The 22,066-nt window shown below is 37.0% G+C and carries 17 protein-coding genes and 1 pseudogene; 14 read left to right on the top strand and 4 right to left on the bottom strand.

Translation table 11 applies throughout. The features are described from left to right. Positions 1-93 precede the first annotated feature (93 nt). From VB694_RS17615 to VB694_RS25345, 4 genes and pseudogenes are all read left to right on the top strand, one after another. Positions 94-915: a PD-(D/E)XK nuclease family protein gene (locus VB694_RS17615; RefSeq protein ID WP_323361632.1), complete on the top strand. Its 822-nt coding sequence runs from the start codon at positions 94-96 to the stop codon at positions 913-915. 96 nt (positions 916-1,011) lie between these two features. Then, positions 1,012-1,653 (top strand): GNAT family N-acetyltransferase, encoded by a 642-nt coding sequence (locus VB694_RS17610; protein ID WP_323361631.1) that lies wholly within the window; start codon positions 1,012-1,014, stop codon positions 1,651-1,653. Positions 1,654-1,728: 75 nt separating this feature from the next. Next, positions 1,729-4,053: a single-stranded-DNA-specific exonuclease RecJ gene (gene recJ, locus VB694_RS17605; protein WP_323361630.1), complete on the top strand. Its 2,325-nt coding sequence runs from the start codon at positions 1,729-1,731 to the stop codon at positions 4,051-4,053. Positions 4,054-4,104: 51 nt separating this feature from the next. Beyond that, positions 4,105-4,254, top strand: a pseudogene (locus VB694_RS25345) (Uma2 family endonuclease); the annotation flags it as partial. Between the two features lie 82 nt (positions 4,255-4,336). Here VB694_RS25345 and cydB (VB694_RS17600) read toward each other — a convergent pair. Together cydB (VB694_RS17600) and VB694_RS17595 are read right to left on the bottom strand one after the other, a co-directional pair. Continuing rightward, positions 4,337-5,350, bottom strand: a complete 1,014-nt coding sequence (cydB, locus tag VB694_RS17600; RefSeq protein WP_323361629.1) for a cytochrome d ubiquinol oxidase subunit II — start codon at positions 5,348-5,350, stop codon at positions 4,337-4,339. 10 nt (positions 5,351-5,360) lie between these two features. Next, on the bottom strand, positions 5,361-6,803 hold the full coding sequence (locus VB694_RS17595) for a cytochrome ubiquinol oxidase subunit I (protein ID WP_323361628.1): 1,443 nt from the start codon (positions 6,801-6,803) through the stop codon (positions 5,361-5,363). Positions 6,804-7,112: 309 nt separating this feature from the next. Between VB694_RS17595 and VB694_RS17590 the strand changes: the two genes are divergently transcribed. Then, positions 7,113-7,358 (top strand): FeoA family protein, encoded by a 246-nt coding sequence (locus VB694_RS17590; protein WP_323361627.1) that lies wholly within the window; start codon positions 7,113-7,115, stop codon positions 7,356-7,358. Then, positions 7,355-9,154, top strand: coding sequence for a ferrous iron transport protein B (gene feoB / locus VB694_RS17585; protein ID WP_323361626.1), 1,800 nt, complete (start codon positions 7,355-7,357; stop codon positions 9,152-9,154). Before VB694_RS17590 ends, feoB begins: the two co-directional genes overlap by 4 nt. Before the next feature lie 354 nt (positions 9,155-9,508). Here the strand turns inward: feoB and VB694_RS17580 are convergent, their stop codons facing one another. Further along, the gene (locus VB694_RS17580; protein WP_323361625.1) at positions 9,509-12,049 is read right to left on the bottom strand and encodes a TonB-dependent receptor domain-containing protein; all 2,541 of its coding nucleotides are present in this window, start codon (positions 12,047-12,049) and stop codon (positions 9,509-9,511) included. 766 nt (positions 12,050-12,815) lie between these two features. On the opposite strand from VB694_RS17580, the gene rocD reads away from it, so the two are divergent. Both rocD and VB694_RS17570 read left to right on the top strand, forming a co-directional pair. Beyond that, on the top strand, positions 12,816-14,063 hold the full coding sequence (gene rocD / locus VB694_RS17575) for an ornithine--oxo-acid transaminase (protein ID WP_323361624.1): 1,248 nt from the start codon (positions 12,816-12,818) through the stop codon (positions 14,061-14,063). 108 nt (positions 14,064-14,171) lie between these two features. After that, entirely contained in the window at positions 14,172-15,215 is a 1,044-nt protein-coding gene (locus VB694_RS17570; RefSeq protein WP_323361623.1) for a 1,9-bis(guanidino)-5-aza-nonane synthase, read from the top strand. Between the two features lie 191 nt (positions 15,216-15,406). Here VB694_RS17570 and hypB read toward each other — a convergent pair whose 3' ends face one another. After that, complete coding sequence (gene hypB / locus VB694_RS17565; RefSeq protein WP_323361622.1) at positions 15,407-16,339, bottom strand: hydrogenase nickel incorporation protein HypB; 933 nt, start codon at positions 16,337-16,339, stop codon at positions 15,407-15,409. 375 nt (positions 16,340-16,714) lie between these two features. Between hypB and VB694_RS17560 the strand changes: the two genes are divergently transcribed. From VB694_RS17560 to VB694_RS17535, 6 genes are all read left to right on the top strand, one after another. After that, positions 16,715-18,145, top strand: a complete 1,431-nt coding sequence (locus VB694_RS17560; RefSeq protein WP_323361621.1) for a cytochrome ubiquinol oxidase subunit I — start codon at positions 16,715-16,717, stop codon at positions 18,143-18,145. After that, a complete protein-coding gene (gene cydB / locus VB694_RS17555) occupies positions 18,145-19,158 on the top strand; it encodes a cytochrome d ubiquinol oxidase subunit II (protein WP_323361620.1) in 1,014 nt (337 codons plus the stop codon). The genes VB694_RS17560 and cydB (VB694_RS17555) overlap by 1 nt, the downstream gene beginning before the upstream one ends. A 145-nt stretch (positions 19,159-19,303) precedes the next feature. Continuing rightward, positions 19,304-19,516 carry a high light inducible protein gene (locus VB694_RS17550; RefSeq protein ID WP_323361619.1) on the top strand — a complete coding sequence of 71 codons (213 nt, stop codon included), beginning with the start codon at positions 19,304-19,306 and terminating at the stop codon, positions 19,514-19,516. Positions 19,517-19,564: 48 nt separating this feature from the next. Next, entirely contained in the window at positions 19,565-19,711 is a 147-nt protein-coding gene (locus VB694_RS17545) for a chlorophyll a/b-binding protein (protein WP_284081328.1), read from the top strand. A 225-nt stretch (positions 19,712-19,936) separates the two neighbouring features. Then, positions 19,937-20,836, top strand: a complete 900-nt coding sequence (locus VB694_RS17540) for an MbnP family copper-binding protein (RefSeq protein ID WP_323361618.1) — start codon at positions 19,937-19,939, stop codon at positions 20,834-20,836. Continuing rightward, on the top strand, positions 20,833-21,990 hold the full coding sequence (locus tag VB694_RS17535) for an MbnH family di-heme enzyme (protein ID WP_323361617.1): 1,158 nt from the start codon (positions 20,833-20,835) through the stop codon (positions 21,988-21,990). Before VB694_RS17540 ends, VB694_RS17535 begins: the two co-directional genes overlap by 4 nt. Positions 21,991-22,066: the final 76 nt, after the last annotated feature.

Below are 22,066 nucleotides of genomic sequence, written 5' to 3'. Positions count from 1 at the left end.
ATCCCTATATCAGAACTTGCGCGACGGAAATCAAAAATAAACAATAAAAATTGATAGATTGGTAATTAGTAATTTATTGCACAAAAAGCAAAAATGCTATTAACATCCACTCAACTATTTAGACTATCCCAAGGACACCTGAATTTACTAGCAGCTTGTCCGCGTAAATTTCAACATAATTATTTAGAAAAACTGACCACACCCACAGATCCTAAACAAGAAGAAACGCAAATTTTAGGTAGTCGTTTTCACCTATTAATGCAGCAGAGAGAAATGGGTTTACCAATTAATAGTTTTTTGGAAGGAGATAAAGAAGATAAAGAATTGAAAACATTGAAAACTTGGATGACAGATTTTAGCCAAGCTGCACCAGAAATATTAACACCTGATATTAATGAGCAAACTTTTCGAGACAGTGAACATTATCGGACTTTGCAAATTCAAGATTACTTAATCACAGTAATTTATGATTTATTAATCGCAGATCAGGAAAAGGCAGATATTTTTGACTGGAAAACCTATCCTCAACCACCAGATAAAAGATATTTAGCTAAAAATTGGCAAACCAGACTTTATATGTATGTTCTGGCAGAAACCAGCGAATATTTACCGAAAAATATATCTATGACTTACTGGTTTGTTCAATCTAAAGACCAGCCCAAAAACATTCAATTTAAATATGATACTCGCAAACATAAACAAACAGGACAGGAATTAAAACAAATATTGAGCAATTTAACTAAGTGGTTCGAAGAATATCATCAAAATCAGCCATTTCCCCAAGAACCAGCAGTTAAAAAATCTTGTGAATATTGTCAATATGCTGTCCGTTGTTACGATCAAATAAATAATCCATTAGAAGTAAGGGCTGTAATTTTACCAAACATTGATAATATCCCAGAAGTATCACTTTGAATAAAGTGGACAAAAAGTATTGTCATGAAGGATCTATCTAAGTCTAGATTTTTATTAGAATTAGGAAATTAAATAATAACCAATTAACCAATCACTATGAAAGCCTTTGATGAAACTGACACAATTTATGTCCGGGACTTAGGAATTGATGATATTGCACCTGTTTACCACTTAGGTGAAGAACTATTTACCAGTGATTTATATCCTTATTTGTATCGCACCTGGGATGAATGGGAAGTAATAGGACTTTATAATACAGATCCAGAATATTGCTTAGTTGCAGAAACAGAAAGCGAACTTGCAGGATTTATTTTAGGCACTATTATTAGTAAAGCATCATGGACCTATGGTTATATTTTGTGGTTAGGTGTAAATCCCAAATTTCAACGTCAGGGAGTAGCAGATAAATTAGTTGATAAAGTTGTAGCGCGAATGATTGAAGATGGGGCGAGGTTTATGTTAGTAGATACAGATCCTACGAATATTCCAGCAGTTAAATTTTTTAATCGCAAAGGCTTTGGTAACATACGCCAACATATTTTCTTATCAATGAATTTGAGTAAACATCCATATTATGGCAGACTAATAGATTATGAACATCAAAAAGCAGAAAGGGCAGGTTATCGGCGCACACGTCCTACTATTCGTTCTCGTAAATCAGAAGGCATTCCAGGGGAAATAGCTATTAATCCCTTAGCGAATGAATCGCCAATAGATTTAATAATCAACGAGGAATAAAGAAAGGAGTCAGGAGTCAGGAGTCAGGAGTCCGAATAAATATCACCAATCACCAATTACATTTTAATTAATTAAATGCAGTGGATTTTAGTAGAAACAGAACAAATTCCTGAGTGGTTTATCCAAGCTGTTAAAAAGTACACACCACTATCAAGTGGAATATTTGCCGCCCAATTACTTTGGCAAAGAGGGATAAAAACTGAATTACAATTAGCAAGTTTTGTTAATTATCAAGTTTATCAACCTGCGAGTCCTTATGAATTTGGACAAGAGATGGATTTGGCAATGCAACGTTTAAAAAAAGCGGGTGAAGCTGGTGAAAAAGTTGCTATTTGGGGAGACTTTGACGCTGATGGTATTACTTCAACTGCGGTTTTGTGGGATGGTTTAGGACAATTTTTTATTCAACATCAACAATTAACTTATTACATTCCTAATCGCTTAACAGAATCTCATGGACTTAATGTAGCAGGAATTGATAATTTAGCCGAACAAGGTTGCAAATTAATCGTCACTTGTGACACAGGAAGTACAAATATTGATGAGATTATTTATGCTCAAAAATTAGGTATAGATGTTATCGTTACCGACCATCATACTTTACCTGCTGAACGTCCTCCAGTCGCTGCAATTATCAATCCTCGTTATTTACCAAAAGAACATCCATTATTTCATCTTTCTGGGGTAGCAGTTGCTTATAAATTAGTAGAAGCATTATATGAAACTTTGCCAGATATACCACAACATCCCTTAGATGATTTATTAGATTTAGTAGCGGTGGGATTAATTGCTGATTTGGTACAATTAAATGGTGATTGTCGTTATTTAGCGCAATTGGGAATTCAACAACTGCAAGCTGATTATAAAAAACCTGTTGCGGAAAGAAGACGGCCAGGAGTAGGTAGATTATTAGAATTATGCCAGAAAAGTGGCGATCGCCCCACAGATATTTCCTTTGGTTTGGGTCCTCGCATTAACGCAGTCAGCAGAATTCATGGTGATGCTAGTTTCTGTGTAGAACTATTAACAAGTCGAGATATTGAACGCTGTCAGCAACTTGCAGAAGAAACAGAATTAGCAAATACTCGACGCAAATCTTTACAAAAAGATGTCCAGAATCAAGTATTTAAAAAACTCTCCCAATTAGATTTATCAACTACTAGTGTTATCGTTTTAGAAGACCCTCAATGGCCTAGTGGTGTTTTAGGTTTAGTTGCAGGTCAAGTGGCACAAGAAATAGGTCGTCCAACAATTTTATTGAGTACAGAAACTGGAGATTCTGAACCAAATAAACCAAAATTTGCGCGTGGTTCTGCACGTTCCATTAATTCCGTCGATTTATATCAATTAGTCAAAGAACAAGCACATTTATTACATCGTTTTGGTGGACATCCCTTTGCGGCAGGTTTAAGTTTATTAGTTGAGAATATTCCCTTATTTACAGATGCAATTAATCAAAAATTACGGCAATCTTTAGGGGGAATAAATCTCACACCTACAGTACAAGCTGATTTAGTGGTGACAGTTGCAGATTTAGGAAAAGAATTATTTTTAGAACTGAAACTTTTAGAACCTTGTGGAATGGGAAACCCTATTCCTAAACTATTAATTAAAAATTGCTGGTTTGAAAAAGCTTGGCATCGAAATCAAGAAGATTTAAAAGGCAAGAAAATACAATATATTAAAACCGAGTTTTTGATTCGTGATGATTCCACAAACCATACTTTTCCTGGTATTTGGTGGGGACATTATCAAGAAGAATTGCCTAATGGTAGATGTGATTGTATCGCAGAAATAGACTTTAATAGTTTTAAAGATAAAAATCGTTATGAAATTAGATTAATTGCTGTGCGTCCTTGTGCTGATTTAGAAGTAAAAACTGAGAAATCAGCGATGATTTTAGATTGGAGAAATCAGGATGATTTAGAATTTAAAGAAAATAACTCAATATTGATTATTAAAGATTGTCCAACAAGTTGGGATGATGTTCGTGCTTGGTTAAGAAGGTCAATTTATAATCAACAACAAATAGCTATAGCTTGGTCAAAACCAGACAATAAAACCCCCAAAGAAATTTGGTTTACCTTAGTAGGAATTGCTAAATATCTAAATCGGACTAATCAGTTAGTTACTCGTTTACAACTTTTAGAAAAATTGGGTATCAGTGATAAAAGCTTACATTTAGGATTTAAGGCTTTAAGATATTTAGGTTTTATTGTTGAACATCAAGACCGTTATTTACAAATCACTTGGGATGAATTTATTCAGGATGAAATTAAAACTGAAAATGCGATTAATCAATTTTTAGCCGCAGTCAGAGAAGAACAATTTCAAAAGGAATATTTTGCCACAGTTCCTATATCTATGATTCAAGCAATTGCCTTTCATGGTTTACTTTGATAACAGTAAGATATAATAAATTTACCTACCCCTAATATTATTTGCAGTTAAGGAATAATTAAAAGTCAAGTATTTCCAGGTTTATGGCTGGATTTTTCCGCCTTAGTAACAGGCAATATGCAACAGGTAATGGCTGTTTTGCAAACAGGTTTAAATTCAACAGAACATCAAGATTTTGTAGAAAAATTAGATGGTATTTAAAAACCAATTATATCGGTGTTGGGAATAGGGAAATGAATAACCCCATTACCAATTACCAATTACCAATTACCAATTACCAATCTTATTCTCCCTCTTCAGTAGTTACTACCTTACCCCGGAAAACAAAGTAATTGTAGATGTTGTAAAACAACATAATTGGAATTAAAAACCCAATGAACGTAATCATAAAGACCATTGAAGTAGCAGAAGAAGCTGCTTGATAAATGGTAATAGTGGGGGGGATAATGTAGGGGAAAGCAATAAATCCTAAGCCGATAAATGTCAGCAAAAAGATTAAAGCTGTATAGACAAAAGAAGCTACTTCTTGTTTACTGTTTAGGCTTTGTAGCAGCAACCAAATCAGCAATATACCCAACAAAGGAATCAGGGCAAAAATATAAACTTCTGGTTGATGAAATAGCCTATCTCTCGCATTTTCATAGACAATTGGTGTTGTTATGGTAATTAAACTTGCCCCGATGAAAGTTGTCCAAGCTGCTAATTTAGCAGTTTTAAAATGAGTTTCCTGTAATGTGCCTTCAGTCTTTAAAATTAAGTAAGTTGAACCAATCAACACATAACCTTGTACAAGTGTCAATGCTGTTAATAATGATTGCCAACTTAACCAATCCCATATTCCACCTATAAAATGCCCAGCAGCATCAACTTTGATTCCTGCTAATACACCACCCAAGGCAAATCCTTGAAATAAAGAAGCAATGAAACTGCCAATTCCAAAGGCAAAATTCCAGAAACTTTTATTATCAGAATGTTCTCGAAATTCAAAAGCCACAGCCCGCAAAATTAACCCTACAACCATCACCATTAAAGGCAAATACAGGGCATTTAAAATTGTTCCATAAGCTAAAGGAAAAGCCCCAAATAATGCCCCTGCCATCAAAACTAACCAGGTTTCGTTAGCATCCCAAACATTACCCAAACTGGTCATTAATAAACTACGGCGTTTCTCATCAGAAGAAGTCAAAGAGAGGATACCAACGCCTAAATCAAAGCCATCTAAAAGCACGTAAAGAAACAGAAATAATCCCAGAATAACAAACCAAACTTGTGGTAAAAAGTGCAGTAAAGCTTCCATGTAATTGTTCCTATTGCGGTGTTTCCAAAGGACGACTATCGGGAATATGACTCACAGATTCAGTAGCAATTACTGTTTTGATCTCACCTCCTGGTATGGGTAAATTCAAATCTGGTCCTTTGCGAATAATGCGGCTACCAAAAAACATAGCTGAGACGAACAACACACTGTAAAGAAGAGTAATAACTGTGAGTGAAAATAACACTTCACCTGGTTCTAAATGAGAAGCTGCGTCAGTAGTACGAATTTGCCCATATACTGTCCAAGGTTGTCTTCCCACACAGCGAACAATCCAGCCTGATTCAATTGCTAAATAACCCAAAGGTGCAGCTAAAATCCAAGCCCGTAATAACCATTTTTGCTGATTGATATTATTGGCATTCAGTTTACCTCTGAGCCATTGCAGGATACTCCACAGCATTAATCCTACTAAGAAAAAGCCGATTCCTGCCATGATTCGGAAGGAATAAAAAATCAAGGGAATCATTGGTGGACGGTCTTCTGGTTTCCATTCTTTGAGTCCTAAAACTGGTTCTGAAAGTTTGGGTTTGAGTTCTAAAATGTAACTTAAACCATTAGGAACAGAAATTTCCCAATCATTTTTTTCGGCTTTTCTATTGGGAATTGCTAATATATTCCATTTGGCAGATTCACCAGCCGGGACTGTTTCCCATTGGGCTTCTATTGCTGCTAATTTAGTTGGTTGATAGTGATAAACTTGATCACCACTAGCATGACCAATGTAGACTTGTAAGGGAGCAACAAAAATTGCGATCGCTAAAACTATTTTAAATGATTTGCTGAAAAATTCTGAATGGCGATTATTGAGAATATACCAAGCACTAATGCCACCAATGACAAATAAAGAAGTCTCCAATGTTGCCAAGAACATATGGAGAACACTATTCACCATGAAGGGATTTAAAATTGCTTGGAAATAGTCATCAACAATAAACTTACCATTTACCATTTCTCCACCACTGGGAGTCTGAAACCATGAATTTGCCACTAAAATCCAGAATGTAGAAAGATTCGCTCCAAAAGCCACAAGAATAGTTGCTAAATAGTGAATTACAGGAGGAACTCGTTCCCAACCAAACATCATAATTCCTAAAAAAGAAGCCTCTAGCATAAATGCCATTGAGCCTTCAAATCCGAGAATACTACCTAAGAAATCTCCCACTGCTTCTGATAACGGGGCCCAGTTAGTCCCAAACTGAAAACCCATTGGTAAACCTGACGCAACTCCGATACCAAAGTTTAGTAAATAGAGTTTTGACCAAAAACGCGCGTGATGATAATAAGTGGGATTTTTGGTTTTTAACCAGAGTCCTTCCACGACAATTAAGTAAATAGACATACCTGTCGTGAGAACAGGCCAAATCATGTGAAAAATCGCTGTAAATGCAAATTGCAACCGTGATAACGCGACGGTATTAGATAGAATTTCCATACTCTTTAAGGGAGTTACGCAAAAGGGATAAATACCTATTAAGGATATACATTAATATTTGTTCAGATGGTATTACTTCCAAAAGTTTTAACTTTTGAAAGGTTTGACAATAGGTCGTTTAATACTTTTTCCATTTTTTTAAAGTTTATTTTCTATACAAAAGCATTATCAATAATAATACGTACACTAGAGCTAATATATGACACAATCATAGAAAATAAAATTTTTAGATGATTTTGCAATTTTTTGTAAAAACATGAGATTATATTGATAATTACTCTCAATACTAATGAGAATTATTTTTAAAGAATGCCAAAAAATCATCTCGGTTTGTTACAACCTGGTCAAATCGCCACAATTACTCAACTGCACAGTGAATCTGGATTACAACAACGCCTTCTAGCAATGGGTTTCCGTACGGGTAGACAAATTGTCATGCTGCGACGGGGATGGCTTTCTGGACCACTTCATGTTCGTATTGGCACTACAGAAGTGATGCTACGTTGCCGGGAAGCTAGAGAAATAGAAGTTACAAATGTGAGTACGGGAATATGACTATCAAACAGATTGCGGTTTTGGGAATGCCAAATACTGGCAAATCTACATTTTTCAACCGTTTTACAGGTGCTAATGCAAGTATTGGCAACTGGCCAGGGATGACAGTAGATTTGATGATGGCAAAAATCAAACTTGGTGAGGAAGAAGCAGAGGTAGTAGATTTACCAGGAATTTACGATTTGCGGGGGTTTTCGGAAGATGAGGCTGTGGTGCGGCGGTTTCTGGAAAGTACACCAGTACATTTAATAATAATAATTCTCAATGCTACTCAAATTGACCGCCAAATTAGTCTAGCTTTACAGCTAAAACATTTACATCTTCCAGCAGTGTTATTACTGAATATGGCAGATGAAGCCCCAAATTTTGGGGTAAAAGTTGAGCCTGATAAAATAGCCAAGCATCTGGGAATACCAGTATTGCCCATTAGTGCTAAGTATGGCAATGGTTATGATGAAGCGGTAAAAGCGATCGCTCATAGTCTCCAGCAACAGGAAGAACCAATTAAAGCCGGTTCTTTAGAACAGTGTTCTGCGTGCGATAGTAAAATTGCCTCAGAAATGAGCAGTTTATTGCAGGATTCAGTTTATACTCCAGCACAAGTTCAGGAAAACCTGACAACACGCTTAGATAGAGTTCTCTTACATCCAGTCTTTGGCTTACCGCTGTTTTTTGCAACCATGTTTTTAATGTTCCAGGTAGTATATGCCCTAGGAACACCGATGCAAGAGTTTTTGGGGAATATCCTGGACTGGTTTAAAGTAACAGCATTAGAGCCACTATTAGGGGGTTTACCACCGTTTTTGAAAGGTTTCCTAATTGACGGTATTTATGGTGGTATGGGAACAGTTGCGGCTTTTATCCCTATAATTGTCTTATTTTTCTTCTGCATGGCTATTGTTGAGGATAGCGGCTACTTGTCACGTTCGGCATTTTTGATGGATGCTTTTATGGAACGATTGGGTTTAGATGGTCGTTCTTTTGTGATGTCATTGATGGGATTTGGCTGTAATGTTCCCGCAATTATGGGGACAAGGGTGATGCGTTCCCCAGGGTTGCGAATGCTTTCCATGCTCGTCATTCCCTTTTCTTTATGTTCAGCAAGACTGAATGTATTTATTTTTATGACTACAGCTTTATTTTCTCCTCAAATAGCGCCTGTAGTTTTATTTAGTTTGTATTTATTTAGTTTTGTCGCGGCTATTTTGACCGCATTTTTATTTAAAGGTAAATATCCCAATAAAGAACCATTGGTATTAGAATTACCACCTTATCGTTTTCCCACTATCAAACAAATGTGGTTACGTGCTTGGGGGGAAATTAGGCATTTTTTAAAGTGGTCAAATCGGTTTATTATTTTTGGTGTGGTGGCTATTTGGTTATTAAATAATTTACCTTTGGGAGTACCCACCGCGAGTTCCCAAACATTATCAGGAATGATCGGTCAAGCCACACAACCATTATTAGCACCCATTGGAATTAATCCTCAATTGGCTGTGGCGTTGATTTTTGGCTTTATTGCTAAAGAAATTGTTTTGGGCGGTTTAGCGGTCATTTATGGTAAGTCTGAGGGTGCAGATTTAATGGGTGCGATCGCTCATCAAATAGACTGGGTACAGGCTTATAGTTTCATGTTATTTACTCTGCTTTATGTCCCTTGTTTATCAACTGTTGCTGTTTTGAAAAATGAATCTAAAAGCTGGAAATTTGCAGTTATATCTGTAGTTTGGTCTATTGGTTTAGCTTGGGTAGCAAGTTTTATTTTCTATCAAAGTGCCAGAGCTTTAGGATTTTGATTTTTTACACAATTTTTAGGATTGCTATACCAAATTAAGATGAAGCTGCATAGAATAAAATATCAAGAATAATTGACCGCAGATAAACGCAGATGAACATGAAACATTCAATAAATTTCTGGGTTCTGTGCAGCCTCACATCAAATTGGTATAAGTCCTGAAAAATTCAAACCTAAGAATTAAGAGGATGTTTGAAAAATCCGCTTCTTAGTAATAAAACATCCTAATTCTGGGGTTTACACACGTAGCCAAAATTTCGGACTATGAAAACATTATTTAACCACAAATCCAGTCCCCCTCCTCGCTTGCGGGGAGGGGCTAGGGGTGGGGTGTTATGACTACCAACAGGCAATTTCAAAAACTCGCCTTTATTTGCACCCCATACATCGCTGGATCACCAAATCCTGCTGTTACATTAGGCGGTGGAAAAAAGAAACCAGAGTTAATATAACGAGTGTCAAACAAATTATTAGCAAATAAATAAATACCGTACTTTTTCCACTCATAACCAATCCTGGCATTCACCAATACAAAAGGATCTTGCTTAATCTGATTAGCATCATCAAAATAATTTGTGCCGTACCCGCGCAATTCTCCACGAGCAAAAATACCTCCAGCACTGCGATATTGAATCGCTAAATTGTAAGTTAATTCTGGTGCAAGAGGAACGCGATTATTACTATAATTTATGCCTGTAAATGGATTGCTGTAGTTGTGAAATTTGCTATCTACATAACCCACACCAGCAATTAAATCTAGCCCTTTTACAGGTTGGGCTTTTAGTTCAAATTCTAATCCAGTGATATCAACATCAGCGTTGGTAATATCGCGGAAAAATCCATCATTATCAGTCAGCAAAACTTGATAGTCATTAACATTAGTCCGAAACACCGATAAATTAGCCATCAACCGATTATCTAGCCAGGAAGACTTTAAACCCGCTTCATAAGTCCAAGATGTTTCTTCCCGATATTGACGGGTTGCGTCGTCGTCAGCGCGGTAATTGAGTCCACTGGGGCGATATCCTTGGGCAATTGTCCCGTAAGCCATTAAATTTGGGGTAATTTGATACTGCAACCCAAAACGGGGAATTACGGTGCTACTACTAATTTCTGCTCCTTTTAATTCAGAACCAAATGGGATAACTCCACCACTAGCCGCTTCAAAGACACGGCGACGGTTAAGGGTGCTATCCGCAGCTTCATAACGCAAACCAGCAAATAAAGTTAACGGTTCAACGGGTTTGTAGTCTAATTGACCGAAAACCGCATAAGTATTACGAGATTGCTCGGCAGAAACGCGGTTACGTCCTGCTGGTAAACCAAATATGGCGGCGGCTGTTGCTGTTCTTTCTATCGTATCATTAACAACATTAAAATCACGCGCTTCATAATATCCACCCAATAACCAACGCAAACTATCTGCACTTTCTGGTGACTGGAGACGAAATTCCTGTGACCAAACAGTGGAATTAATATCTATAATCTGCCTGAGTAAATCAAGTTCAGCAAAGTTATCTCCCAGGAAATTGGATTGATTGGTAAAACGACGGGCTGTAATTGAAGTAGCCCGAAATCCAGTCCCATCATAACCAATTTTCAAGGCTTGGGTATTACTGCTTAACCGCGCAAAACCATCCACACTTTGATCTATCTGAAATGGGTCAGGGGCATTACGGAGATTATACGTAGGATTGCCACCATCGCTATCACTAGCATAAGTATTGAAAGACACGCTCCATTCTGGAGTGGGATTCCAAAGAATTTGCGCCCGTCCAGCTAATTTTGATACTTCACCAACAGTGCGATTCAGTGTCGTATTATCAATAAATCCATCCCGTGCGTTGTATGCACCAGCCAATCGAAAGGATAGTTTATCAGGAATCACCGCATCACTGAGGGAAAGTTGCAACTCACGGCTGTTGTAGCTGCCATAACTAGCTGAAAGTCCAAATTCTGGCTTTTGAGTCGGTTGACGAGAAATCACATTCACAACCCCAGCCGGACTGCTTCTACCGTAAAGGGTACTTTGGGGACCGCGTAGGACTTCGACTCGTTCCAAATCAATCAAGCCTAAGTCTAAAAAGCCACCGTAATCAAATGGAACATCATCAACATAAAAAGCTACAGTATCTTGGTTAGTAAAAGCGTTGAAATTACTTAAACCCCGCATACTGTAGTAGTTGTATTCTGCACTACCGGATGATGAAGAAGAAAAGGTAAAATTGGGTGTGTTATTGGCGATACCAGAGAAAGAATTAATTTGTGAGTCTTCTAATTGCTGTCGCGGAATTACCGTCAGACTAAGTGGTGTATCCTGAGCGTCTTCTGTCCGTTTTTGGGCAGTGACGGTTATTTCTATGTCTGGATCTGATGTAGCAGCAGATATATTTAAAGTTAAACCGCCGTTATTTGCACCTATCTGTAGTGTTGGTGCGTCTTCAATTCCAGTTACTAAAACTCGGACTTGGTTATTTTCTTGTTGTGTAACCGTAATTGCCGCAATTCCCGCTGCTGGATTTTTGGTTGTAAACTCTTTTTGATCTGGTAAAGCTAATACCGCATTGGGTATATCTGCAATTAAAATATTACCATCAATTAAAGTTTCTGGTGCTGATAATTCTCCAGTGGTCGTTTCTAAAACAACTTCCAAACCTGCTTCTGTTTCTTGCAGTCGCACACCAGTTATTTGCAAAACTTGAGAAGTTGGAGATTCCTGTGCTAACCAATCTTTAATACTCGTTCTTGGACGTTCAATATCATTTAGTCGGGGAATATCTGTAATAACTCCACTGGGAACAGTTTCTGCATTTGCTTTTTGAGTTATCAACAAACAAATCGTACTTGCCACACTTATAGATACACACTGTTTTAATTTCAAAGCCACACCCCACATTCCACGAAAAAATAACTAAAGATATTACGTCCTAAGTCTCCAGGTAGGATTATTTACTTCACAGACTCAGTTTGTCAAAAGACAAGCTGTCAAATATACTGGCGTAGTATTGACTGGGGTTTTAAATCCAAATGTTCTAATATGCCCCCACCCGGTATTGAAGAGTGATAATTTTCGTGATAGCTTAATATCTGACGTAAAATTAAGTCCAAATAAACTTGCTTAATTAATGTTTTTATGCGCTAAGTGCGGGTAAAATCAGAGTCATAATTAGACCATCACAGTTTATACTATTAGTTTTTATGCCAGCAACATTTTTTATTCAGACAGAGTGGGCAACCGGGTTTCTTCACTAAAAAGTAGGCAAATTTGGCTACATAGGTTGTTTGTCTGGAAAAAAGCAAATGGCTATTTAGATATTCACCAAAAAATCCATCAGCATCAAATAATAGAGCTAATTTTGGGAGTTACTTTGTTACTCTCATTGTTGATATTGTTCTGGAATTGGTAATTATAAACCAATACAGTTTAGTTAAGAAAAAAGTAGGTTGGGTTAAGCAACAGCGCAACCCAACAACAGCATTAATAATGTTGGGTTTCCTTATGTCAACCCAACCTACAAAATTTAAGTTTTTAGCTTTAACTGAACTGTATTGAATTATCAACCGAATATCATGCTCATATCTGTTGAATAAAGTATTCAACAGTTAATATTTCATGTATTTTCAAATCTGATTGAAATCGCTAAAAATTGTTAGGAGTAAATATGTCATCAGCAAACGTAACTCTGGAAATTCCGTCTTTGAAGATGATGAATACCCAGGATTATATTGAACTAGAACAGGAATATGGGGCTGATAATTATCATCCTTTAGATGTAGTTATCAGCAAAGGAGAAGGAGTTTGGGTATGGGATATAGAAGGTAAGAAATATCTCGATTTTCTGTCTGCTTATTCAGCATTAAATCAAGGTCACTGTCATCCTAAAATTCTTGAAGCTATGATCAAACAAGCTCAAAAAGTTACTTTAACTTCTAGGGCTTTTCGTAATGACCAATTGGGAGAATTTTATCAAAAGCTTGCTCAAATTTCCGGTTTACCTAAAGTATTACCCATGAATTCCGGTGCAGAAGCTGTAGAAACTGCTATCAAAGCCATTCGGAAATGGGCTTATAAAGTTAAAGGTGTTCCAGAAAATCAAGCTGAAATTATTGTTTGTAGTAATAACTTTTCTGGACGTACTATTAGTCTAATTAGCTTTTCCACAGAAGAACAATATCAAGATGGATTTGGTCCTTTAACTACAGGGTTTAAAGTTATTCCTTTTGGTGATGCTGCGGCTTTAGAAAAAGCAATTACTCCTAATACTGCTGCATTTTTGGTAGAACCAATTCAGGGTGAAGGTGGGATTATTGTTCCTCCCAATGGTTTTTTAAAGCAAGCAGAACAAATATGTCATCAACATAATGTATTACTGATTTTTGATGAAATTCAAACTGGATTAGGCAGAACTGGGAAGATGTTTGCCCATGAACATGAAAATGTTAAACCCGATGGTATCACATTAGGAAAAGCTCTATCAGGTGGATTTTATCCAATTTCTGCTTTTATTTCCACCGACGAAGTTATGGGTGTATTTCAACCAGGAGATCATGGTAGTACCTTTGGGGGAAATCCTTTAGCTGCTGCGATTGGCAACGCAGCCCTTGATGTCATTATTGACGAAGATTTGCCAGGAAAAGCTGCTAAATTGGGAGAATATTTTATGGCGAAATTACAATTAATTCCCAGTTCACATATTAAAGAAGTTCGTGGTAAAGGCTTACTAATTGGCATGGAATTACACCCAGAAGCTGGTGGTGCGAGACGTTTTTGTAAAGCCTTAGCAAAAGAGGGATTATTAGCTAAAGAAACTAGAGATAATGTCATCCGATTTGCTCCACCTTTAGTTATTTCTCAATCTGAAATAGATTGGGCTTTGGAGAGAATTTCACGAGTAATGACAACTCTGTAGTTATTGAAGTATGAAATTCAAAAATCAATGATTCTCAACTCCTCCTCTCTGCGACTCTGCGCCTCTGCGTGAAACAAAATCTTAAACTTTAATTAGGGAAAATCTACCATGAATCGTGAAGAACTTTTGCAAGAGACTGTGCAACCAATTGACATTAAAGATTTTGATGTCGTTGGTTTAGTGGAAGCTATGAGCAAAACAGCTTTCCAAGCCAGAAATTTAGGACGAGCGGCGAAAATTTATGATGCCATGTTGCAAGACAAAGAATGTACAATTATTCTCTGTTTAGCAGGCTCTTTATTTAGTGCTGGGTTAAAAGGAATAGTTCACGATTTAATTACTAACAATATGGTAGATGCAATTGTATCTACTGGTGCTAATATTGTTGATCAAGATTTCTTTGAAGCATTAGGTTATCGTCATTATGTCGGTGATCCTTTTGCAGATGATGAGATATTGAGACAGCAACGAATTGACCGCATATATGACACCTATATTGACGAGGATCAGTTACGGGTGTGCGACATGACCATTGCGGAAATTGCGGAGACTTTAGAAAACCGTCCCTATTCTTCACGGGAATTTATTGAGGAAATGGCGGCTTATTTAGAACGTCGGGGAAACTATGGTCAATCTGTGGTACAAGCTGCTTATCAACACCGAGTCCCGATTTTTGTCCCCGCTTTTAGTGACTGTTCGGCTGGGTTTGGACTTGTTCATCATCAATGGAATTCTCCAGAATCGCATTTAACCATTGACTCGGTGCGGGATTTCCGGGAGTTAACCCAGTGTAAACTAGCTTCAAACTATACTGGCTTGGTGATGATTGGTGGTGGTGTACCAAAAAATTTCGCCCAGGATACGGTGGTAGCGGCGGAAATGCTGGGTTTTGATACGAGTATGCACAAGTATACAATTCAAGTTACCGTTGCTGATGAACGAGATGGGGCTTTATCTGGTTCTACTCTCAAAGAAGCCCATTCTTGGGGCAAGGTGGATAAAGCTACTGAACAAATGGTCTTTTCTGAGGCAACTGTGGCTTTACCGTTAATTGCCGGATATGCCTATCATAAGGGGAACTGGCGCGATCGCCAACCACATCATTTAGCTGAGTTGTTCACCAAACCTCAACCCAAGGTAGCAACTGTGTAGAGATTTTTAGGGGGCAAATTTACCCCCTTCTCCTATGACAAATAGTAATCTCAAAATATTATCTGTAGCATTCAGCTATAGGACTGGTATTTGATTTTTGAAATTATCTGTGTAGAGAGGGAACAGGGAACAGGGAACAGGGAAAGTGTACGGAGTGTTTTTCAAGAATCAAATATGATTCCTATATTACTTTAGGAATATACTGGTGAAATATTTTTGACCTTTTCTGATAACCATTCATACCAACTCTCTAACCCACTTCCAGTCATCGCTGAAACTTGAAAAACCTGAATTTGAGGATTAACCTGCTGGGCGTATTCTATACAACGCTGAACGTCAAACTGCACATGAGGTAGTAAATCAATTTTGGTGAGAATCATCACCTCACTAGCACGAAATATATGAGGATATTTAATTGGTTTATCTTCGCCTTCAGTCACAGAGAGAATGACAACTTTGAGGTGTTCGCCTAAATCAAATAATGCTGGACAAACTAAGTTACCAACATTTTCAATCATCACGACTGAATTCAAAGGTGGATTTAATTGTTGCAAACCCCTTTCTACCATCGCTGCATCTAAATGACAGCCTGTACCTGTGTTAATTTGTACTACTTTACAGCCTGTTTCTTGAATTTTTTTAGCATCATTAATTGTTTCTTGATCTCCTTCAATCACGCTGATAGACAACTGATGTTTTAAATCATTAATAGTCCGAGTTAATAGAGTTGTTTTTCCTGAACCTGGAGAACTCATTAGATTTAAAGCAAGGATATTGCGGCCTTTAAACCATCCCCGATTTTGGGCTGCTATTAAATTATTTTTTGCTAAAATATCTTGCTCTAAAGATATAGTTGTGCTGTGTACTTGAGCATGAATCTGAGATGCTTCTGAGATGGAATTATGACTGTGAGAATGGGTAACTACAGTGCCATCTGGTAAAGTGTGGGTGTGGACATGATGAGAGACATGATTGTGAGAATGGGCGATCGCTGTATCTTCATGTGAATTATGATCATGGTGATGATGATGCTCATTTTGGGAGCTAATTACTGCTACTTCATTTGTTTCAGTGTTGATGATTTTGACTTCAGCATCGTCAGAGCAACCGCAAGTTACACACATAATTTTTCTTCAATTCTCATGATTTCAAGAAGCGTAACAATTGTCTGATACTGAAAAAGTTTATTAAATACAAGAACAAAGTATTATCAAAGTATTGGCAATAATAATTAAAGCCTCCTTTACCACAGATTTAGACAGAAAAAAACTACTAAAAACAATATAATTCAACATTTGTGGAATGGAATAAAAGTATTATTTCTAACAAAAATAACTGACAATTAAGATATTCTATATACCAAAAATTAGAATTAGTCTATTTATTTTCAATCTGACAAATTGTCTTTTGACGAAATACTAAAAAAAGTCATAAATAGAGATACGGGCTATATCTACAACTCATCGCCCTAAATTTTGTTTATTCACGAGAAGGTAGTTATGGGATTTTTGTCAGACCCCATTATATTGTCACGCATACAATTTGCCGTGACTAGTATATTTCATATGTTATGGCCTGTCTTAACCATCGGCATGGCGGGTTATTTAGTAGTAGTAGAAATTCTCTGGTTGCTCACAAAAAACCCTGATTACTACCGTCATGCGCGTTTCTGGTCAAAAATCTACATTCTTAATTTTGGGTGTGGAGTCGCATCTGGAGTTGCTTTAGAATTTGAATTTGGTGCTAATTGGTCTCCATTTTCTGTAGCTGTTGGTGACTTTTTTGGCACAATTTTAGGCTTTGAAGGCACAATGGCATTCATGCTAGAAGCCGCCTTTTTAGGCATCATGATTTCTGGTTGGCATCGTGTACCTAGTTGGTTACATTTGCTATCAACAATCATGGTTTTTGTCGGTGCAAGTCTATCTTCTTTTTGGATTATTGTCGCTAATTCTTGGATACAAACACCTGCTGGTGGCGAAATGGTGAATGGTAAATTCATCGTCCATGATTTTATCCAAGCCATTTTTAATCCAGCAGCATTAAGTAGTTGGTTTCACATGGTTTTGGCGATTTTAGAAACTGCACTATTTGTAATTGGTGGTATTAGTGCATGGTATATTCTCAAAAATCGCCATCATGCTTTCTTCAGTAAATCTTTCAAATTGGCTTTAGCTCTAGCTATTTTTGTAACTCCTCTACAACTATTTGTTGGTCATATCAGTGGTGAACAAGTTTATCACAACCAACCCACAAAATTAGCTGCAATAGAAGCAATTTGGGATACTATTCCCGCCGGAGAATCTGCACCTTGGACAGCGTTGGTTGCACCTGATATAGCTGGAGAAAAAAATCATTGGGAAGTTAATATTCCTCACGCTTTAAGTTACATCTTAGAAATGAAACCCACTCTTTCTGAACCAGTCAAAGGTTTAAAAGAATGGCAACCACAAGATAGACCCCATGCTATCAGTCTTATTTTCTATTCTTTCCGCATCATGGTGGGAATTGGTTTCTTTTTATGTGGGTTAATGTTGTTCAGTGTTATTCAATGGTTGCGCGGTAAACTTGCCATAGAAAATATCACTAAACAACGTTGGTTGATGCGAGGTTGGGTATTTGCTGCGCCTTTAGGATATCTGGCTGTGGAGTTTGGTTGGATAGTGCGAGAAGTGGGAAGACAACCTTGGACTGTCTACGGAAAAATTAGAACAGCAGATGCAGTTTCTCATCTCCCAGCAAATACTGTTCTCACTTCATTGATAGCCTATACAGTTATTTATTTGCTGTTGTTTAGTTCTGCCTTGTACTTTGGTAGTCGCATTGTTCGCCAAGGTCCAAATTTGGAATTACCACTACCAACAGGTAGTAATGAAAGAGAATTTGTGGGTGAAGTTGTAGGAACTAAAATTCAGAAAGGAGAGGTTTAATGGACACATTGGAACGAATATTACCGATAGTTTGGTTTGGTATTATTGCTTTATTTCTCTCTATTTATTTGATTACTGATGGTTTTGATTTAGGAGTGGGGATTTTAACTTTCAGGCGCAAGAATGAGGAAGAAAAAGGCATTTTGATTAACACTTTAAGCAGTGTTTGGGACGCTAATGAAACTTGGTTAGTGTGTACTGGAGGAGCTTTATTTGGGGCTTTTCCTCTGGCTTATGCCACAATTGTTAATGCTCTGTATATTCCAATCACCTGCATGGTAATTGGATTTATTTTGCGGGCGGTTGCATTTGAATTTCGAGAACATTCCCACAACAAAACTTTTTGGAGTATTGCCTTTGCAGGTGGTAGTTTATTAGCTACTTTATCTCAAGGGTTAATTCTGGGTGGGGTTTTAGCTGGAATCAAAGTTGATAGTACAGGTGCGTTTATTGGTGGGATTTGGGATTGGTTAAATTTGCCATCAATTCTCGTAGCTTTAACTGTCATGCAAGGCTATGTGATGATTGGTGCAACCTATCTAATTATCAAGACAGAAGGTGAACTACAAAAAACCTACTATCGTACAGCTTTATTATCAACTTGGGCGACAGTTATTGGAGCAATTTTGATTACTGCTGCTGTTCCCGTGTACTATGAAAATATACGCGATCGCTTGTTTCATCAACCAGAAGTATTTATCTTTGCGTTAATTCCTATACTGGCTCTTTTAGCAGTTAGCAGATTAATTTACAGCATCAATGAACGTCAGGAAATGACACCTTTTATTTGGGCAGTTGTGGTATTTTTAATTACAACTGTGGGTTTAGCTTTTGTCGTCTTTCCTTACATTATTCCCACCCAAATCACCATTTTTGAGGCAGCTTCTTCCTTTAGTTCTCAAGTTTTGATGATTACCTTTATTGGCTTTTTTGTACCGATTATGCTGTTCTATAATGCCTATCTATATAGAGTATTTCGGGGCAAAGTAGTTAGTAGTCATTACGGGGAATAATATCAAATTCTAACTGAACTTGATTATACGGTATTCCGAACGATATTAGTACGGTTTACCGTATTTTTTTATTGTGTCAAGTCCTTGCAAAAAATATTTACAAAATGTTATATTAATTTACATAAGAAAACAAAAAGGAAAAAACATGACAGTTAAAGGCTTTACTACCAACGAACTCGGTCAACTTAACAGCTTTGCGATTGAACCCAAAGTATATGTAGACGAAACCCCAAGAACAGGTTTCACAGAATACGCAGAAAAGCTGAATGGACGTTTAGCAATGATTGGCTTTGTCTCACTTATAGCTGTAGAAGCTATTACAGGAAATGGCTTGATTGGATGGTTAACAAGCCTGTAAATCAGTTTTTGAATCAACAGATAAAACATTAATTAAATTAGAAAAACCATGAAAGTAGACCAAACACCAAGAGTAGGTTTCACAGAATACGCAGAAAAGCTAAATGGACGTTTAGCAATGATTGGCTTTGTCTCACTTATAGCTGTAGAAGCGATTACAGGAAATGGCTTGGTTGCATGGTTGACAAGCCTGTAAATCAGTTTTTGAATTAACAAATAAAACATTGATTAAATTAGGAAAATATTAAATAATCTCAAATGGAGTCTTGGTTTTTGAAACTAAGACTTCTTTTGATTTAAAGATATTAAAAATCAAGTTTGACAACTTGTCTTTTGACTTAGTGATTTATTTAACTGAAAATTGAGTCTGGTAAAGGTACGGCTAATTTCGGACTAAATTCGTGTATTCATACAAATAACCATGAAACGGCAATTATTATTAACATCTACCACAACAGCAGTAATTATGCTGGCTGGTAATTTTTGTGGTGTTACCAAAACTTCTGCTCAAACGAGTAACAACCAAGAAGTAAAAATTAATTTTCAGGGAAGAGTGGGAAAACAACCTTTTGAATGCGGTAAAACCTATACTTTAGGTAAACCAGCCACAAAAGTTACTCCTGATGACTTCCGTTTTTATGTATCTGATATTGCCTTAATTGATAATAATGGTAAATCTATACCTGTGAATTTAACACAGGATGGAAAATGGCAATATCAAAATGTTGCCCTCTTAGACTTTGAAAATAAATCCGGTGGCTGCGCTAACGGCACAGTAGAAACACGCAATCAAGTTGTGGGAACAATACCCAAAGGCAATTATCAAGGCTTACAATTTACTTTAGGTGTTCCCTTCAATCTCAATCATGCTGATTCTGTCACTGCACCGTCACCATTAAATCTGACTTCTTTATGGTGGAATTGGCTATTTGGTTATAAATTTGCTCGTCTGGATTGGAAAACCCAAACTGATAATTCTCAGGTAAAGCATGGTGAAAAAAGTGAAAAAGCTCAGGGTTTCCCAATTCATTTGGGTAGCACTGGTTGTCAAGCAATTGAGGGAAGTCAAAAACCATCAACCTGTACTAATTTGAATACTTCAAAAGTCATTTTCACCAAGTTTGATGTTAATAAAAATGTCGTAATTGCTGATATTGCAGCTTTAATAGGAAACACAAATTTAACAGCCAACCAAAAAAATACACCTCCTGGTTGTATGTCATCTCCTGATGATAGTGACTGCAATGTAATTATGACTAATTTTGGTCTACCTTTTAATGGAAAACCTGCTATTAAACAGAAATTTTTTAGAGTTGAATGATATTATCTCGCTGGTTCACCTGGCTGACAATTTGTTTGTTCTCAGTTTGTTTATCAATTGGACTGAGTACAGCCATTTCTGCATCTTCAACTTCAGCATATAATTGGCATATTCCAGTTTGGATGCCTAAACCAATTGTCCCAGCCGATAACCCGATGAATTTTCAAAAAGTTGAATTGGGAAAACATCTTTTTTATGAACAACGTTTATCAATTACAGGTGAATTTTCCTGTGCTTCTTGTCATCTCCAAAAATTGGCTTTTACTGATGGTAAAATAGTAGCGGTGGGAGCAACCGGTGAAAAACATCCTCGTAACTCCATGAGTCTTGCGAATATTGCCTATAATCCTGTATTAACTTGGGCTAACCCCTTAATTACAAAGTTAGAAAATCAAGTTTTAGTGCCAATATTTGGGGAACATCCAGTAGAAATGGGGATGGTAGGAAGGGAGAAACAAATATTAGCAATGTTGGGAGATGACGCGAAATATCGGCAGATGTTTACAGATACTTTTAGAAATGATAAAAATCCTATTAATCTCAGCAATTTAACCAAAGCTTTAGCCGCTTTTCGACGCACGTTAATTTCTGTCAATTCTCCCTATGATAAATATCGCTTTGGTGGTGATCCTAATGCTATTTCTCCAGCAGCGAAACGGGGTGAAAAACTATTTAATAGCGAAAATTTAGAATGTTTTCACTGTCATGGGGGGATTAATTTTACAGATTCGGTTATGCACGAAAAATTAGCTTTTCAAGAAATTGCTTTTCATAATACTGGACTTTATAATATTGATGGCAAAGGAGCTTATCCAGCAAATAATACTGGTGTTTATGAAATAACTTCTAAACCAACAGATATGGGTCGTTTTAAAGCTCCTACCTTGCGAAATATTGCCCTCACTGCTCCCTATATGCACGATGGGAGTATAGCGACTTTAGAAGAAGTGATTGACCATTATCAAGCAGGTGGCAGAACTATTAAAACAGGAGAACTTGCCGGAATTGGTAGTACAAATCCTTTCAAAAGTGAGTTTATTAGTGGTTTTAAATTAAGTAAAAGTGAAAAACAGGATTTATTGGCATTTTTGCGAAGTCTGACTGATGAAGAGTTTATTAAAAACCCTGCTTTTAGTAATCCCTACCCAGAGTAAATCAATAAGTTTTATGTCTAACGGAACCCTACGCGAACAGCAAATCCTACTTACCTGAAATTTGCTGTATGTAAAC

This window comes from Anabaena sp. UHCC 0451 (assembly GCF_034931405.1).
Taxonomy (GTDB): domain Bacteria; phylum Cyanobacteriota; class Cyanobacteriia; order Cyanobacteriales; family Nostocaceae; genus RDYJ01.
This window is presented reverse-complemented; position numbering and strand designations above follow the sequence as displayed.

Bases quoted from the DNA above. Each gene is read 5' to 3' on its own strand.
- VB694_RS17550 (WP_323361619.1), top strand. From the start codon at position 19,304: ATGACAGTTAAAGGCTTTACTACCAACGAACTCGGTCAACTTAACAGC.
- feoB (WP_323361626.1), top strand. From the start codon at position 7,355: ATGACTATCAAACAGATTGCGGTTTTGGGAATGCCAAATACTGGCAAA.
- VB694_RS17595 (WP_323361628.1), bottom strand. From the start codon at position 6,803: ATGGAAATTCTATCTAATACCGTCGCGTTATCACGGTTGCAATTTGCA.
- VB694_RS17540 (WP_323361618.1), top strand. From the start codon at position 19,937: ATGAAACGGCAATTATTATTAACATCTACCACAACAGCAGTAATTATG.
- rocD (WP_323361624.1), top strand. From the start codon at position 12,816: ATGTCATCAGCAAACGTAACTCTGGAAATTCCGTCTTTGAAGATGATG.
- hypB (WP_323361622.1), bottom strand. From the start codon at position 16,339: ATGTGTGTAACTTGCGGTTGCTCTGACGATGCTGAAGTCAAAATCATC.
- VB694_RS17545 (WP_284081328.1), top strand. From the start codon at position 19,565: ATGAAAGTAGACCAAACACCAAGAGTAGGTTTCACAGAATACGCAGAA.
- VB694_RS17615 (WP_323361632.1), top strand. From the start codon at position 94: ATGCTATTAACATCCACTCAACTATTTAGACTATCCCAAGGACACCTG.
- VB694_RS17610 (WP_323361631.1), top strand. From the start codon at position 1,012: ATGAAAGCCTTTGATGAAACTGACACAATTTATGTCCGGGACTTAGGA.
- cydB (WP_323361620.1), top strand. From the start codon at position 18,145: ATGGACACATTGGAACGAATATTACCGATAGTTTGGTTTGGTATTATT.
- VB694_RS17580 (WP_323361625.1), bottom strand. From the start codon at position 12,049: ATGTGGGGTGTGGCTTTGAAATTAAAACAGTGTGTATCTATAAGTGTG.
- VB694_RS17570 (WP_323361623.1), top strand. From the start codon at position 14,172: ATGAATCGTGAAGAACTTTTGCAAGAGACTGTGCAACCAATTGACATT.
- cydB (WP_323361629.1), bottom strand. From the start codon at position 5,350: ATGGAAGCTTTACTGCACTTTTTACCACAAGTTTGGTTTGTTATTCTG.
- VB694_RS17535 (WP_323361617.1), top strand. From the start codon at position 20,833: ATGATATTATCTCGCTGGTTCACCTGGCTGACAATTTGTTTGTTCTCA.
- recJ (WP_323361630.1), top strand. From the start codon at position 1,729: ATGCAGTGGATTTTAGTAGAAACAGAACAAATTCCTGAGTGGTTTATC.
- VB694_RS17590 (WP_323361627.1), top strand. From the start codon at position 7,113: ATGCCAAAAAATCATCTCGGTTTGTTACAACCTGGTCAAATCGCCACA.
- VB694_RS17560 (WP_323361621.1), top strand. From the start codon at position 16,715: ATGGGATTTTTGTCAGACCCCATTATATTGTCACGCATACAATTTGCC.